Below are 15,101 nucleotides of genomic sequence, written 5' to 3'. Positions count from 1 at the left end.
AGTAGTGACAAGGTTGATTAGATAACATAACATAACTAGATAAAGAGAAGTCAATGGGCTTCTCTTTTTTTATGGCCATTTATAAATGGAATTATAGTTTCAATGTTATTTTTGTATAATAATTTAATGGTGTTTTTCATATTGGATGAGTCAATTTTATTTTTAAATAAATAGTTAATTATAAATAAGGTTTATAAAAAAATGGAATCTTTAATTATATCAATATACATCAATAAGTCCATTTACCTATATATATAATGGTATAATAGTTATAAATATACATTTTCTAACAAACAAGGAGAGACCTCATTATGCTCTTATTAGGAAAGAAAAAGGAAGAATTATATTTTTCCTCTTTAGGAACCATACAAGTTGATTTTAATTTGCCCAAAGAATTACAAACCCAAATTGAAATGATTGGATTAACAGAGCTAGATGTGAAGCGATTATTTGTTTTGCAGCCAATTATAGAAAGAGAAGCACAGCAACTAGTAGATTCATTTTATGAAACTATTGGGAAGGAACCTTCCTTAATTACAATTATTAATACCTATAGCAATGTTGAAAAACTTGGAAAAACATTATACCACCATATTAAAGAAATATTTTCTGGGAAGGTAAATGAATCTTACGTCATGCAGAGAAAAAGAATTGCCCATGTCCATGTCAAAATCGGATTAGGAACGAAGTGGTATGTTAATGCCTTTCAACAGCTGCTGAATACAATTATAGAAGTTTTCTACAAAGAAATTAAAAATAAAGCGGAATTATTTGAAGCTGTTAGTTCTCTCCAAAAAATCTTTAGTTTAGAACAACAATTGGTATTAGAATCCTATGAATTGAGGGAAGAGTCTCTTCGTAAAGTAAAAGAAGCAGAAAAAGAAAAAATACAGGAAACAATGAAAGAAACCGCTCATGAGTTATCAGCAATTTCGGAAGAAACAAGTGCCTCTTTAAAAGAGCTCATCAGCCAATTTGAAAAAATTCAAATACTCACTAAAGATGGAGGGCAAGCCATTCAAAAGGTAGAAGAATTATCTGAAGACGGAAAAGGGAGAATGAGCCAAGAAAAAGAGTCCGCCAGTTTAATAAGAAATCAGATTCTTGTTCTGCAAGATGAAATCAGGAAAATGAGTATGGTTAGCCAAAGGATTGATAGTATAGTAGACGTAGTAACTTCTATTGCTAATCAAATCAATCTTCTGGCATTAAATGCATCGATTGAATCCGCTCGTGCAGGAGAACAAGGCAAAGGATTTGCAGTTGTAGCAGGGGAAATTAGAAAATTATCGAGTTTAACTAAACAATCTACAGAAGAAATTGGTTCTTTAGTGAAGGATATTTCTCAACAAGTGAAACAAGTGCATATTTCAGTTACCGATTTTAATGAGGATATCGTAAAAAACCAAAAAATCACGGAAGAAACAATCGAGTTTTTTAATCAAATTGTCCATGCGGTTCAGCAATCAAAAGAAAAAACAGAAATAATATTTACCGAGATAAAAAACAGTGATTTAATTGTCAATCAACTTTATCAAGCAACAAATGAAATAACTCATTCAGCTGAAATGTTAGCTAACTAAACAAATAAATGAATTGAATTAGAGAATTATATCAAGAAATTAAAATAAATCATAGGAAAAGATAAACAAGAATTTAACTAGAAGATAACTGGTTTTATGCCGCTGCTTTTATGAGTGAATAAGAAAGGTATTATGTCATAAAGTGTTGAATATAAGGATAACATCTCTTTTATACGAAAGTAGATTTAGCCGATGGCTTTTCGTAGAGAAAAGGATACTATTTTAATTATGGAGGCACTGAATGAAACAACTCTATATGAAGCAAAAGATTTTTAGCCTTAATGAAAAATTTACAGTCAAGGATCAACAGGAAAAAGATGTTTATTATGTGGAAGGAAGCTTTTTTAAAATCCCTAAAACCTTTTCCATAAAGGATGCAAACAATAATGAAATTGCCCTAATTACCAAAAAGGTCTTTAGCTTTTTACCGAAGTTTTATATAGAAATCAATGGGGAAAATGTTTTAACGATTAACAAAGAGTTTTCTTTCTTTAAATCCCGCTATACCATTGATGCTGCTGGCATTGAAGTAAGTGGGAATTGGTGGGATATGGATTTTCGCGTTTTTCAGAATGGGGAAGAAGTCGGCAGGGTAAGCAAAGAGTGGTTTACCTGGGGAGATAGCTATAAAGTGCAAATACTGAAGGAAGAAATGGAAGCGATACTGATTGCTTTGGTTGTTGCAATTGATTGTGTAAAAGCAGACCAAGCTGCTACATCTTCTGCCTCTGTAGATTAATGAAAAGGGAAGCATAGGGGTGCTTCCTTCTTTTTGTTATAATAATATTTTTAAAGACAAATTAACCAGTGGAGGAATAAAATAATGAGCACCTTGCCTAATTGTCCAAAATGCGAATCTGAATATACATATGAAGATGGAACTTTTTTAGTTTGTCCGGAATGTGCACATGAGTGGACATTCAATAGTAATATGGAGGCAAATGATGATAGCAAAGTTATCAAAGATGCAAATGGAAATGTTTTGAATGATGGAGATACCGTTACGGTTATCAAGGATCTTAAAGTAAAAGGGAGTTCATCAGTTTTAAAGCAAGGAACAAAGGTAAAAAGTATTCGCTTAGTAGACGGCGATCATGATATTGATTGTAAAATTGCGGGATTTGGAGCAATGAAATTAAAATCGGAATTTGTGAAGAAAGTATAGACTTTTAAGGCCAAGGCAGTCAAAAGACGGTTCTACTAGAGGGCAATTAATATTATTGCCCCCGGTAGAACCGTCTTTTTGCGCTTATTTCAAAAAAAGATACATTTAATATTGCCACTAAAAATAGATAGGTTTATTGATAATAGAGATCTATTTTCATTCACAAAAAGACTTCTGTCATTGCTTCGACCTATCTCTTTATTCCAGTTCATATTTAGTTCATATTTGTAATTTATTATCACTTTATAAGATGAATAGAGGAGGATTTACTTTGAATCAAGTGACTAATAATAAAAAGATTATAGATAGTAGAGAACTGGCTGTGGAAGCGGAAGGGCTGGTAAAGGTATTTGGTGATAACCGTGCTGTAGATGGAGTGGATTTACAGGTTCGCACAGGTTCTATTTATGGGGTGCTTGGTCCTAATGGGGCGGGAAAAACAACTACAATTAGAATGCTTGCAACATTGCTGAAGGCAGATGCAGGTTCTGCAAAGATTTTCGGCTACGATATAGGTAGGGAGCCGCAATTGGTACGCCAATTAATTGGTGTAACAGGTCAATATGCCTCTGTTGATGAGTCCCTAAGCGCGACAGAGAACTTAATTATTTTTTCTCGTTTATTAGGTTTAGGGCGGACAGAATCAAAACGTAAAGCAATGGAATTACTAGAAGAGTTTGGCTTAACAGAAGCAGCAAAACGTCCATTGAAAAATTTTTCAGGAGGAATGCGGAGACGACTAGATTTAGCTGCGAGCCTTATTGCACAGCCGCCACTTATTTTTTTAGACGAACCAACTACTGGACTTGATCCACGAACGCGTAATCAAATGTGGGAGACAATCAGGAAATTAGTAAAGGGGGGATCAACAGTCCTGCTGACAACACAGTACTTGCAAGAGGCAGATGAACTTGCAGATCGAGTTGCGGTCATCGATCATGGAAAAGTGGTCGCAGAAGGTACAGTGAATGAGTTGAAGGGATCTATCGGGACTTCCTCCTTACACTTAAGTATCCAAAACGAACAAAATATGCAGGAAGCTCGTCTGATTGTGGAACGTGTGCTTAACGTTCAATCAGCTGTATCAGCAGAAGGTGGAAAAATTACAGCGCCAATGGCTGATGCGGATAAAGTAACCGATTTGCTTATGACATTAAAGACAGCGGGCATTCCATTGGCTGAATTAAGTGTGCAAAAGCCAACATTAGATGAAGTATTTCTAGCTATTACTGGTTCTAATGCAAATGTAGATAAATCTAGTAAAGGGGAGGGATTAGTATGAGCAGTACTACATTAAAACCAACCAGAGAACAAAAAGTTTACAGAAACTCCACTTTTCGTCAAGCAGTGCGAAATTCATTAACAATGGCTTATAGAGGTTTGCTTAAGATAAAGCGTACACCTGAACAATTATCAGATGTTACCTTACAGCCGATTCTTTTTACTCTTATGTTTACGTATATTTTTGGCGGAGCTATTTCTGGCAATGTGCAAAACTATTTACCGGTTATTATTCCGGGAATTCTCGTTCAAACTGTTATTACAACATCAGTGGTAACAGGTGTCCAGCTCAGGGAGGACATGGATAAAGGCGTGTTTGACCGCTTTAAGTCTTTGCCGATTGCCAGAATTGCTCCTTTAGCAGGAGCATTGCTTGCTGATACTATTCGCTATACCATTGCCACAACTCTTACGTTTACGATGGGATATATTATGGGTTATCGACCAGATGGTGGTATAGGCTTTGTAATCTTGGCAGGAATACTTGTTATTGTTTGTTCTTGGGCGATTAGCTGGATATTTGCTTTCTTGGGTGTTATTTCACGAACTGCTTCGAGTGTACAAGGAATTTCTATGATTGTCTTGTTTCCATTAACATTTCTGTCCAATGCCTTTGTTCCAGCTGATACTATGCCTAATTTCCTTCAGTGGTTTGTAAAAATTAATCCTATCTCTCACTTAGTTACAGCAGTTAGGGATTTAACAAACGCGGGAACAATTGGCTTGGATTTCACTATCTCTCTTGTTGGAGCAGCCGTAATAGTAGCTATTTTTGCACCGATTACAGTAAGGGCTTATATGAGACGCGCATAAGTTTTTGAAGGATTAAATGGTAGAATAAAGAGAATAATCTATGAAGTAGAACGGCTATGAAATTAGCGGTTCTCCTTATTTTTTTTAAAGGAATGATAATATGGCGAAAATACTAGTCGTAGATGATGATCCACATATTAGAGAATTAATCCGTGTCATTTTAATAAAGGAAGGCTTCTCTATTATGGAGGCAGAAGATGGAGAAGCCGCGATGTCTATACTCGAGCAAGCAAAAATAGATTTAATTATTCTTGATATTATGATGCCGAATATGGATGGCTGGACACTTTGCCGTGAAGTGCGAACCTATTACCCAGAGACAATGCCAATCTTGATGTTGACAGCAAAAGGAGAAACAACACAAAAAGTGAGAGGGTTTGAACTAGGAGCGGACGATTACTTAGTAAAGCCCTTTGCTCCTGCTGAGTTAGTTGCTAGGGTGAAGGTACTTCTCAAGCGCTACCAAATTAATGTTTCCAATCAGATTGAGATAGGAAATGTCGTGATTAATCGAGACACCTATAAAATTTCTATTGGAGTTGCTGAAATTACATTACCTTTAAAGGAATTTGAATTATTATTTAAGCTTGCAACCCATCAAAAGAAAACTTTTTCGCGGGAACAATTAATTGAAGATATATGGGGCTATGATTATGAGGGGGATGAGCGCACCGTTGATGTTCATATAAAACGTCTAAGGCAGCGATTTGCCCAAGAGGACTGTCCCTTTAAAATAACGACAGTTCGCGGTCTTGGTTATCGATTGGAGGTTAAATAGTGAAGTTCTCACAATGGATGAAAAGAATAGCAGGCATTTTTGCAATTATTATTTTTCTAATGGTATGCTGGTCCTTATCCTATTGGTTAACAGCATGGTTTTATGAAGCAAACCAAGTATCTCCAAGCGAATTCATCAGACAATTAATTAATTCAATTGCCGGATTCTTTCTCTTCGGATGCATAATAGCAGTTATCTCAAAAATTCCGTGGATTAGATCCAAACAGGATAAACACTTATACCCAATCATTCAAGCAATCAAAATGATAGCAGAAGGAAATTTTAATATTGACCTTTCCTATTATAAAAATCAGTTTAGAGAAGGTGACAATGATCATCCTTATTATCAAATAGTAACAAATATTAGTCATATGGCAGAAAAATTAGGAGAAATGGAGGAAATGCGTCAGGAATTTATCTCCAATGTGTCTCATGAAATTCAGTCTCCCTTAACCTCTATTAGTGGGTTTGCTCATGCTTTGAAAAATGATGATTTGAGTCCAAAAGAACGCAATCACTATTTGGACATCATTGAAATGGAAAGCATCCGCTTGTCCAAATTAAGTGAAAACCTATTAAAACTTACCTCTTTAGAATCAGAGCATTTACCTTTGGAGCAAAAAGAGTACCGATTAGATCGACAGCTTCGTCGAATTATTCTTGCCAATGAACCACAATGGACAGAAAAAGAAATAGATATGGATATCTCTCTTGCGAACATAACAATTATGGCAGATGAAGAAATGCTTGATCAAGTGTGGATTAACTTACTTCATAATAGTATAAAATTCACGCCAAAAGGAGGTACTATAACAGTCGAGGCATTTAAATCGGAGAATAAGGTTATTACTGTTAAAATAAGAGATACAGGAATTGGCATGGAACAGGATTCGCTCATGCATATATTTGAACGCTTTTATAAAGCAGATAAATCAAGAAATCGAAATATAGGAGGAAACGGCCTCGGTCTTTCTATTGTCAAAAAAATCATAGACTTGCATAAAGGCGAAATCCAAGTCAAAAGCCAAATAGGAAAAGGAACAGAGATAACAGTAAAAATAGGAAAGCAGAGGGACGGCTCTACGGAGATCAATTAGCCCGACCTCAGTAGAAACCGTCCCTCATTTTTAAACAAGGAGCGATTAGAATGGTCAATAAGGTTTTCTTAAATGATTTTGCATTAACGGTTTCAAATTTTAAAGAGGAAAAGGTGAAAAGTAAAAAATCAGAGAAGCTGTTAACGGTAGTAAGCTTTGAGTTTAAAGTAAGAGGTGGGGAAGAATACCACGTAGTTACGAAGTTTTTATATGAGAATATATTCGATGTCAGCATTCCTGATAAGTCATTGGAATTTAGAGGGGAAATTAATCAGTATTCCACCTCCTATACCAATTTCTCTGATGAAGACAGTACTAGTGATTTCTCTTTAAAATTAATGGAAGTGGAATAAATTTAGAAGGGGTTTGGCAAAACAGATCACCGTTAAGTGGATAGAGCGATCTGTTTTTTTGCTTCTATAAACGGAAAGGGCGGTTATCTATATGAAATTAAGTATTTTAGATCAAGCACCTGTATTATCTGGGAAGAGCGCGCAGGAGGCACTTAAAGAATCGATGAAGCTTGCTCAATCTGGTGAAAAATTGGGATACACAAGATATTGGATTGCAGAACACCATGATTTCCCTGGTCTTGCTAGTTCTGCCCCAGAAGTGATGCTTGGGTATATCGGAGCCAATACAGAAAAGATAAGAATTGGGGCAGGAGCCATACTATTGCCACACTATAAACCATATAAAGTAGCAGAAACATTTAATATGCTTGCAACGTTATTTCCCGATCGGATTGATCTAGGAATAGGACGGGCACCTGGTGGATCGGCCGAAGCTTCGATAGCTCTTTCTGGGAATTTTTTAGAAAATGTCCGAAATATGCCTAGCTCAATTAAAGATCTTCTCCATTTTTTATATAATAATTATCCAACAGATCAGATGTTTTCAAAAATAACAGCACATCCTCTTCCAGATATACCTCCTGTTCCATGGATCCTTGGAACCAGTGAAAAAAGTGCTATTCAAGCAGCAAGTTATGGGACTGCCTATGCATTTGGCCATTTTATGAGTGACAAAGATGGAATCGAGATTGTCAATACATACAGAAATGCATTTCGACAGAGCAGCGGTCTCCAAAAACCACAAGCTATCATAACTGTATCGGTTATCTGCGCTGAAACCTCCGAACTAGCAGAAGGGCTTGCTTTAAGCTGGTTCCTATCAAAAATCCAAACGGATAAAGGTGAAAAAAATAACCGCATTCCTACTATGGAAGAAGCAAGAAATTATTCGTTTACAAGCGATGAGAAAGAAAGAATACAAGAAATGCGCAAAAAGATGATGATTGGAAACCCAAAAGAAGTGAAACAACAATTGGCTGAGCTGCAAGCGGTCTACAGTGCTGATGAAATCATGATTGTAACCATTACTAATAGCTATGAGAGTCGAAGAAAGTCATATGAGCTAATTGCCAAGGAAGTTTGGTGAAAAAGTTTTTTAGATGAAAGGGAAAGGAGGTATTTAAGTGAAGTTAAGTGTACTTGATCAATCTGTAATAAGTAAGAATGGGAATGCGAGCATGACTCTCGCAAATACCATTAAATTGGCAAAACGAACAGAGGAGCTTGGCTACACTCGTTTTTGGGTTGCGGAGCATCATAACTCAAGTGGCATCGCTGGTACCTCCCCAGAGATACTTATTTCCAGTATTGCCGCTCAGACAAACAGAATTCGTGTGGGATCAGGCGGTGTTTTACTGCCCCAATATAGTCCTTTTAAAATTGCAGAAGACTTTAAAGTGTTAGAAGCACTTTATCCGAATCGAATGGACTTAGGAATGGGTCGTTCTCCAGGGGGGTCTACCCCAACCCGCTTGGCCCTTACGGATGGGGTTAGAAAAAGCTTAAATGAATTTCCTCGCCAAGTAACAGCACTTCAAGAATTTCTCATAGGTTCTTCGCCTAATCACGAGGTTCAAGCTTATCCTTCTGTTGAAACGCAGCCGGAAATGTGGATGCTCGGTGTCTCACAGCGAGGAGCTAGATTAGCCGCTGAAAAGGGAACTGCTTTTACTTATGGCCACTTTATAAACCCCATTAGCGGAAGTATTGCCATGCAGCATTATAGAGAGAACTTCCAGCCGTCTAGTTTTCTTGCAAATCCGCAGGCAAATGTATGTGTATTTGTTGTTTGTGCACCTTCCCAAGAAGAAGCCGAAGAAATGGCATTAAGTCAAGATCTATGGCTGTTAGCAATCGAAAAAGGGCAAGATACTTTCCTTCTTTCAAAGGAAGAGGCGGAAAGTATAAGGCTTTCGGAAGAAGACAAAGCAATCATAAGAAAAAATCGCAAACGGGCCATCATTGGAACCCCGGGAAAAGTAAAAGAAGAACTGCTCCAATTAAGTAAAGTCTACCAAACCGATGAAATGATGATTATTACGAACATTTATGATTTTGAAGAAAAAATGCAATCCTATACACTGCTGGCAGAAGCAGTTCTTTGAAATTTTCATGTAAACACTTGATAAAATTAGCTATAATAATGAAAAAAGGGGGTGCTTACAGTTGGAGAATCATATACGATTGTCTGATACTACTTCCACTCATGCAAAGCCTATTATTGGAAAGGCGATACTTTGCATGGGGCGAAACAACTAATTTTATCGCTGACTAATATTTTGGCTTTGCACCTTATTTTAGACAAAAATAAAAATAAGGGAGCGGGCAAATTTGAAGTATACAAACGCAATGAATGTTTTACCTGAAAAGCTTATTTTGGAAATTCAAAAATATGTCCAGGGCGAGACTCTATATATTCCAAAACAAGAAAATGCTCATAAGAAGTGGGGAACTTCAAGTGGGGGAAGATTAATGCTGGATCGCAGAAATAATGCGATAAAAGCAGCTTTTGTAAATGGAAGCACCGTTCAAGCATTGGCGAAGGAATATCATCTCTCCACAGAAACAATTAAAAAAATCGTCTATTCACATAAAAATAAAGAATAGCACTGGTGAGTTTTCATCAGTGTTTTTTTATGTAAAAATCGTTTCTTAGTCATCTTTTCCATTTTAGAAATAGAGTGTCTTTACTAAAATAGGAAGAGAGGATAATCCATTAATAGGAGAGAATAATATGACAGAAGCATTTATAAAAAATGAACAATTAAATTTTATCAAAAAGCAAATTTCCAACATTAAAGAAAGTATGAATAAAAGTTTACCTAAAACAGTGTTAGCTGCAGTAATGGAGTTAGCTGAGGCAAAAATTTTCGAGCTTTTTCCCCAAGCAACAAGTGATCAGCAAGAGTTATTGGATATTTCCAAATGGAAAACAAAGGATGAATATGAACAATATATAGAGCGACTTGCTAAGTATGTATTGCCGTTTCCAAAAATTACAGAACAGCAGCTAAAAAAATTATTCCCAAAGCAAAAGAAATTAAGATTACCTGATTTTGCAACAATAGACCTTCATCAATTAACCTATTTAAGCTGGACAGATGGAAAGTCTAATAGAAAATTTGTCATTTATGAATTAGATGGGAAATTAGTAGGGGTGGAAGGGAAGATGACGCCGACTAATAAAAAAAATATTTGTTCCTTCTGCAATAGCTTTGGAGAGGTTGCCTATTTTTCAACGATTACCAAAGACAAGAAACCTAAAAATGCAGATTATTACAAGGCTATCGGAAACCTGATTTGTACAGATAGCAGCGAATGCAATAAGAACATGGACAATACCGCTTATTTGCAAGAATTTTTACTGACCGCAGAGGGTCGATTTTACTGAGAACGTCCTCGGTGGAATCATCCCTCTGCTACCCTGTTGATAAGCTGTGCTAAGGTTATTAATCCTTTTTCTAATTCTTCTAATGAGGCATAGGAGTAGGATATTCGCAGATGCCGGTCATCTGCTTTATCGTATACGATGCCTGGATTGATAAGAATTCCTTCTTTAAGAGAAATCTCAAATAGCTTGCGTGAAGAAATCATTGGTTTTAATTTCAGCCAGATGTAGAATCCGCCATTAGGTACTGTCCATTCAGCAATATCAGAGAAATTTTTCTTTAATAGATTATTTGTAAAATCTCTTCGCAGTCTTAGCTCTGCTCTTACTTCTGTTAAGAAATCCTCGTACCATCCGTTTTGCAGCCATCTTTCTACAGCAAATTGAGATAAACTGCTAGAACCATAGTCTGTCTGCATCTTAATATCGGCTAAATGCCCGATAACTGGTTCAGGTCCTACAATCCAACCAATTCGGAGCCCTGGGCTTAATGTTTTGGACATACTTCCGATATAGAGAACGTTTCCTTGTGTATCAAGTGCTTTTAAGGGCTTGGGCGGAGGAGTGTCTAACCATAAATCTCCGTATACATCATCCTCAATGATAGGTATTGCTTCTGTTTGACTAATTGCTATTAACTCCTTTCGTCTCCTTTCAGACATGACAATGCCAGTTGGATTATGAAAGTTAGGAATTGTATACAGCAGCCCGGCTTGATGCTGTCTTTTTAGCCGTCCAATGGTATGACAGGTAATTCCTTCTTCATCGAGCGGCAGGCCTAATAAGTGCATTCCTGCTGATTGGAAGACATGGATGGAACTTAAATAGGATGGTGTTTCATGAAAGATGGCTGCTCCTCGCTTTAAGAGACCAATTGATAGTAATTGAAGTGCTTGGAGCCCGCCTGAAACAATTAAGATCGATTCAGAGGTAGCGACTATTCCCTTCTTTTTTAAATAAGAACTAACCGCTTGTCGCAAAGCTAAACTTCCTTTAGGCTCGGTATATCCAAGTGAAAAGCTTAGATTGTCCTTAAGGTGAAAGATTTCTTCCATCCGTGCTTTAGGTAATAGCTTTGGAGAAAGCTCGCCAGTACCAAGTCTAATAATATTCGGATTTGCTTCGGCTTTATTAATTTTTTGGATAATAGATATGTTCGGTCGATGAATGCTCGATTTAACATAACTAGTCCAATCAGGAGGTGGAGTGGAGGCAAGTAAACTCCATGTATTATTTATTACCTTTGTTCTACTTCCTACTTTTGTTTCAATTAACCCATCAGCAGCTAATTCTTCAAGTGCTGTAACAATGGTGCTCCGGTTGACTTCGAATTGTTTTGCCAAGCTTCTTTGGGAAGGGAGTTTCATACCAATCGTCCATTCTCCATGAATTATTTTCTTTTTCAGATAGGTAGTAATTTGTTGGTGTAAGGAAACGGTTGAATCCTTTTGTGGCTTCCATTCCATTTCTGCCATTAATTGTATACTCCCTTTGCTTTTTCTTTTATTTTAACAAAATGGTTGGGGTTGTAACCATCCAATTGGATGGAGACAGATAGCCTATTCTTCGTTATGCTCAATAAAAGCAAGGGGGAATAAGGATGGAACCAATATTACATGGAATTTTATTAGCATTTGGGTTAATACTACCATTAGGCGTTCAAAATATATTTATATTTAATCAAGGAGCAACGCATAAAAAATTTAGTTATGTGTTACCGGCCATAATTACGGCTAGTATTTGTGATAGTTTACTTATTTATTTAGCAGTTGCAGGTGTTTCAGTAGTAGTTTTTACCTTTGAATGGGTGAAAACAGTGCTTTTTACTGTTGGCTTCTTTTTCTTAGCGTATATGGGATGGTCTATGTGGAAAACAGCAGCCATGGTGGGGAGCAAGCAAGAACAGCTACTCTTTTCTCCACGCCGCCAAATAGCATTTGCTGCGTCTGTTTCTCTATTAAATCCACATGCTATTCTCGACACAATCGGCGTGATTGGCACAAGCTCCTTAGCCTATACTGGAGAGGAGAAAATCTTGTTTACTGCTGCTTGTATAAGTGTATCTTGGATTTGGTTTTGTTTATTGGCAATAGCAGGGAGAAAGATTGGACAAATCACCGGGCGCGGAAAGCTGATTAAACGCATTAACCAAGTATCAGCAGTTATTATTTGGGCGATGGCACTTTATTTAGGTCTAAATCTAATAATCTTAAAATGACATCCCGCTTTGGGCATTCAGAATGACATCTCCTTTATATTTCGCTATAATGAGAGGGCTGTAAGTGCCCTTCAAATGAAAAAGGGGGTTATGTAATGATTCAATTGCGTAATGTTAGTAAACGTTTTGCGGATGATGAAGTCATTAAGTCTATTTCTTTAGCGATACATAAAGGAGAAATTTTCGGAATTATTGGAGCGAGTGGTGCTGGTAAATCCACGTTGCTGCGGTTAATGAATTTATTAGAAGTTCCGGAAGCAGGAGAAGTGCTAGTCGACGGCCGAGAGCTGACCAGTATTAACTATAAAGAACTTCGACAAGCCCGTCAATCAATTGGGATGATATTTCAACATTTCAATCTTGCTGCAAATAAGACCGTTTATGATAATGTGCTAGTGTCTTTAGAATTGGCTAACTATTCAAGAAAGGACAGACGAAATCGAGTAATAGAGTGTCTCCGATTTGTTGGATTGGATAGCTTTATGGATAAATATCCTGCACAATTAAGCGGAGGTCAGAAGCAGCGTGTAGCGATAGCACGCGCAATTGCGAATAATCCGCAAGTATTATTATGTGATGAACCAACCTCTTCCCTTGATCCAAAAACGACAGGGGAAATCTTGCATGTTCTAGAGGACGTTAATAAGCGTCTAGGTGTAACGATTGTAATCGTCAGTCATGAGATGGAGGTAATCAAAAGCATCTGTAACCGTGTGACAGTTTTGGAAGATGGAGAAATTTATGATACCGTTGCAATCCAGCCAAAAGGAATTCAACAAATAAATAACACCTCCAAAAGGTTAGTAGAACAGCTGAAAAAGGATGGTGAAGTAGACCATGCCTGAGATATTAATTCAATATAGATTGGAAATTTGGCAATCTATTGGGGAGACTTTTATAATGGTAGGCATGTCTATCCTAGCAGCGATTATCATCGGACTGCCAGTCGGAACATTGCTTTTCTTAAGTAGAAAAGGAAAGATGCTCGAAAATCGAATAATTTTTTCTACACTGAACTTAATAGTAAATATTATTCGTTCTTTTCCATTTTTATTATTAGTAGTCTTTCTTATTCCATTTACGAGAATCATCATTGGAACGGCTATGGGTACAGCAGCTGCAACGGTCCCATTATCGATTATTGCCATCGCTCATTATGCTCGTTTAGTGGAGCAATCATTACTAGAAGTGCCAAAAGGCGTAATAGAAGCAGCCATTTCGATGGGAGCATCTGTCAGGGAAGTTATCTTCAAATTTCTTTACGTAGAAGCTCGTTCTGGACTTGTGCTAGGACTAACAACTTCGATTATCAGCTTTATTTCTTATTCAACCATTATGGGAGTTGTTGGCGGCGGAGGTATTGGAGATTTTGCGATTCGTTATGGATATCAACAATTTAAAACAGATTTAATGATTTATATGATTATTATTATGGTCATATTAGTACAGGCTATTCAGTTTACTGGTACAGCAATAGCAAAAGTAATTGATAAAAGATAAATGAGGAGATAAGAAAATGAAAAAAATATTATTTTTAATGATAATAGGCCTATTTCTGTTAGCAGCTTGCGGAAAAGAAAAGGCAGAAACAGATAAAAAGCAAATGAATACCAAGGAAAAAGAAGAAGTAACGCTAAAAGTAGCGTCTTTAATACCACCAATGACGGAAATCCTTGAGTTAGTAAAACCAACATTAGCAGAGGAAGGTATTAACCTTGATGTTAAAGTATTAAGTGATAATGTACAGCCGAATACGGCACTTGCGGCAGGGGAAGTGGATGCAAACTTTTTCCAGCATGTCCCCTACATGGAAGAGTTTAACCGCAGTAATAACGCTGAATTAGTGCCAGTAAAAGCTATTTATTTTGCAAATTATGGTGTTTATTCAAAACAATATGATTCTATGGATGATGTGCCAGAAGGTGCTGTAATCGCAATTGCTAATGATGTATCCAATGTAGACCGTTCTTTGGCATTATTGGCTCAACATGATGTCATTAAGTTAAAAGAGAAAACGGGTCCTTATTACACCAAAGCGGATATTATCGAAAATCCGAAAAACTATAAGTTTGAAGAAGTTGATTTATTAATGCTTGCAAGAATGTATGATGATGCCGATCTAGTCGTGATGACACCAGCTTATGCTTCCCCACTTGGCTTAACACCAAAAAGTGATGCCTTGTTAGTAGAAGGGGTAGAAAATGATTTTGCGATTACATTAGTTGCTCGTAAAGATAATGCAGATTGGGAACCTATTCAAAAGCTAGCGGAAGCAATGACTAGTCCAGAGGTTCGTAAATTTTTAGAGAAAAAATATGACGAAACAGCCATTCCTGCATTTTAAATAAGAGGTTGTCTAAAGACAGTCATATTTCACTGATAAATAGCATATCAATGCCTTATCCTAACTATTTATAAGGATAGG

The 15,101-nt window shown here is 36.8% G+C and carries 17 protein-coding genes; 16 read left to right on the top strand and 1 reads right to left on the bottom strand.

What is annotated here, in order from left to right:
- Positions 1–311: 311 nt before the first annotated feature.
- The 12 genes from MHH96_RS05210 to MHH96_RS05155 all read left to right on the top strand — a co-directional run bounded on the left by MHH96_RS05210 (position 312) and on the right by MHH96_RS05155 (position 10,461).
- Positions 312–1,583: a globin-coupled sensor protein gene (locus tag MHH96_RS05210; protein WP_053215592.1), complete on the top strand. Its 1,272-nt coding sequence runs from the start codon at positions 312–314 to the stop codon at positions 1,581–1,583.
- Positions 1,584–1,824: 241 nt separating this feature from the next.
- Positions 1,825–2,322 carry an LURP-one-related/scramblase family protein gene (locus MHH96_RS05205; protein WP_047940972.1) on the top strand — a complete coding sequence of 166 codons (498 nt, stop codon included), beginning with the start codon at positions 1,825–1,827 and terminating at the stop codon, positions 2,320–2,322.
- Positions 2,323–2,406: 84 nt separating this feature from the next.
- The gene (locus MHH96_RS05200; RefSeq protein WP_047940971.1) at positions 2,407–2,748 is read left to right on the top strand and encodes a zinc ribbon domain-containing protein YjdM; all 342 of its coding nucleotides are present in this window, start codon (positions 2,407–2,409) and stop codon (positions 2,746–2,748) included.
- Between the two features lie 271 nt (positions 2,749–3,019).
- Complete coding sequence (locus tag MHH96_RS05195; protein ID WP_095258314.1) at positions 3,020–4,030, top strand: ATP-binding cassette domain-containing protein; 1,011 nt, start codon at positions 3,020–3,022, stop codon at positions 4,028–4,030.
- A complete protein-coding gene (locus MHH96_RS05190) occupies positions 4,027–4,842 on the top strand; it encodes an ABC transporter permease (RefSeq protein ID WP_047940970.1) in 816 nt (271 codons plus the stop codon). The genes MHH96_RS05195 and MHH96_RS05190 overlap by 4 nt, the downstream gene beginning before the upstream one ends.
- A gap of 100 nt (positions 4,843–4,942) precedes the next feature.
- On the top strand, positions 4,943–5,620 hold the full coding sequence (locus MHH96_RS05185; protein WP_047940969.1) for a response regulator transcription factor: 678 nt from the start codon (positions 4,943–4,945) through the stop codon (positions 5,618–5,620).
- On the top strand, positions 5,620–6,717 hold the full coding sequence (locus MHH96_RS05180) for a sensor histidine kinase (protein WP_328283390.1): 1,098 nt from the start codon (positions 5,620–5,622) through the stop codon (positions 6,715–6,717). Before MHH96_RS05185 ends, MHH96_RS05180 begins: the two co-directional genes overlap by 1 nt.
- 50 nt (positions 6,718–6,767) lie before the next feature.
- Positions 6,768–7,070 (top strand): DUF3219 family protein, encoded by a 303-nt coding sequence (locus MHH96_RS05175; protein WP_047940968.1) that lies wholly within the window; start codon positions 6,768–6,770, stop codon positions 7,068–7,070.
- A gap of 91 nt (positions 7,071–7,161) precedes the next feature.
- A complete protein-coding gene (locus tag MHH96_RS05170; RefSeq protein ID WP_328283389.1) occupies positions 7,162–8,157 on the top strand; it encodes an LLM class flavin-dependent oxidoreductase in 996 nt (331 codons plus the stop codon).
- Between the two features lie 37 nt (positions 8,158–8,194).
- Positions 8,195–9,175, top strand: a complete 981-nt coding sequence (locus tag MHH96_RS05165) for an LLM class flavin-dependent oxidoreductase (RefSeq protein WP_328283388.1) — start codon at positions 8,195–8,197, stop codon at positions 9,173–9,175.
- A 226-nt stretch (positions 9,176–9,401) separates the two neighbouring features.
- Entirely contained in the window at positions 9,402–9,677 is a 276-nt protein-coding gene (locus MHH96_RS05160) for a CD3324 family protein (protein ID WP_047940965.1), read from the top strand.
- A 127-nt stretch (positions 9,678–9,804) separates the two neighbouring features.
- Positions 9,805–10,461: a FusB/FusC family EF-G-binding protein gene (locus MHH96_RS05155; RefSeq protein WP_047940964.1), complete on the top strand. Its 657-nt coding sequence runs from the start codon at positions 9,805–9,807 to the stop codon at positions 10,459–10,461.
- 17 nt (positions 10,462–10,478) lie between these two features.
- On the opposite strand, the gene MHH96_RS05150 is transcribed toward MHH96_RS05155, so the two are convergent.
- Positions 10,479–11,933, bottom strand: coding sequence for an aminotransferase-like domain-containing protein (locus MHH96_RS05150; RefSeq protein ID WP_341116860.1), 1,455 nt, complete (start codon positions 11,931–11,933; stop codon positions 10,479–10,481).
- 125 nt (positions 11,934–12,058) lie between these two features.
- Here MHH96_RS05150 and MHH96_RS05145 point away from each other — a divergent pair, with 125 nt between their 5' ends.
- The 4 genes from MHH96_RS05145 to MHH96_RS05130 all read left to right on the top strand — a co-directional run bounded on the left by MHH96_RS05145 (position 12,059) and on the right by MHH96_RS05130 (position 15,020).
- On the top strand, positions 12,059–12,676 hold the full coding sequence (locus tag MHH96_RS05145) for a LysE/ArgO family amino acid transporter (RefSeq protein WP_061797121.1): 618 nt from the start codon (positions 12,059–12,061) through the stop codon (positions 12,674–12,676).
- Positions 12,677–12,771: 95 nt separating this feature from the next.
- Positions 12,772–13,521 carry a methionine ABC transporter ATP-binding protein gene (locus MHH96_RS05140; protein WP_047940961.1) on the top strand — a complete coding sequence of 250 codons (750 nt, stop codon included), beginning with the start codon at positions 12,772–12,774 and terminating at the stop codon, positions 13,519–13,521.
- Positions 13,514–14,176, top strand: coding sequence for a methionine ABC transporter permease (locus MHH96_RS05135; protein ID WP_047940960.1), 663 nt, complete (start codon positions 13,514–13,516; stop codon positions 14,174–14,176). The genes MHH96_RS05140 and MHH96_RS05135 overlap by 8 nt, the downstream gene beginning before the upstream one ends.
- Positions 14,177–14,192: 16 nt before the next feature.
- Positions 14,193–15,020 (top strand): MetQ/NlpA family ABC transporter substrate-binding protein, encoded by an 828-nt coding sequence (locus tag MHH96_RS05130; RefSeq protein ID WP_047940959.1) that lies wholly within the window; start codon positions 14,193–14,195, stop codon positions 15,018–15,020.
- Positions 15,021–15,101: the final 81 nt, after the last annotated feature.

It is taken from the genome of Niallia sp. FSL K6-0212 (genome assembly GCF_038007605.1).
GTDB lineage: Bacteria > Bacillota > Bacilli > Bacillales > Cytobacillaceae > Niallia > Niallia circulans.
Note: the sequence above shows the minus strand (reverse complement) of the source record. Positions and strands in the feature narration are given on the sequence as shown.

Coding starts and splice junctions, on each gene's coding strand:
- MHH96_RS05210 (WP_053215592.1), top strand. CDS start 312: ATGCTCTTATTAGGAAAGAAAAAGGAAGAATTATATTTTTCCTCTTTA.
- MHH96_RS05205 (WP_047940972.1), top strand. CDS start 1,825: ATGAAACAACTCTATATGAAGCAAAAGATTTTTAGCCTTAATGAAAAA.
- MHH96_RS05200 (WP_047940971.1), top strand. CDS start 2,407: ATGAGCACCTTGCCTAATTGTCCAAAATGCGAATCTGAATATACATAT.
- MHH96_RS05190 (WP_047940970.1), top strand. CDS start 4,027: ATGAGCAGTACTACATTAAAACCAACCAGAGAACAAAAAGTTTACAGA.
- MHH96_RS05185 (WP_047940969.1), top strand. CDS start 4,943: ATGGCGAAAATACTAGTCGTAGATGATGATCCACATATTAGAGAATTA.
- MHH96_RS05175 (WP_047940968.1), top strand. CDS start 6,768: ATGGTCAATAAGGTTTTCTTAAATGATTTTGCATTAACGGTTTCAAAT.
- MHH96_RS05170 (WP_328283389.1), top strand. CDS start 7,162: ATGAAATTAAGTATTTTAGATCAAGCACCTGTATTATCTGGGAAGAGC.
- MHH96_RS05155 (WP_047940964.1), top strand. CDS start 9,805: ATGACAGAAGCATTTATAAAAAATGAACAATTAAATTTTATCAAAAAG.
- MHH96_RS05150 (WP_341116860.1), bottom strand. CDS start 11,933: ATGGCAGAAATGGAATGGAAGCCACAAAAGGATTCAACCGTTTCCTTA.
- MHH96_RS05145 (WP_061797121.1), top strand. CDS start 12,059: ATGGAACCAATATTACATGGAATTTTATTAGCATTTGGGTTAATACTA.
- MHH96_RS05140 (WP_047940961.1), top strand. CDS start 12,772: ATGATTCAATTGCGTAATGTTAGTAAACGTTTTGCGGATGATGAAGTC.
- MHH96_RS05135 (WP_047940960.1), top strand. CDS start 13,514: ATGCCTGAGATATTAATTCAATATAGATTGGAAATTTGGCAATCTATT.
- MHH96_RS05130 (WP_047940959.1), top strand. CDS start 14,193: ATGAAAAAAATATTATTTTTAATGATAATAGGCCTATTTCTGTTAGCA.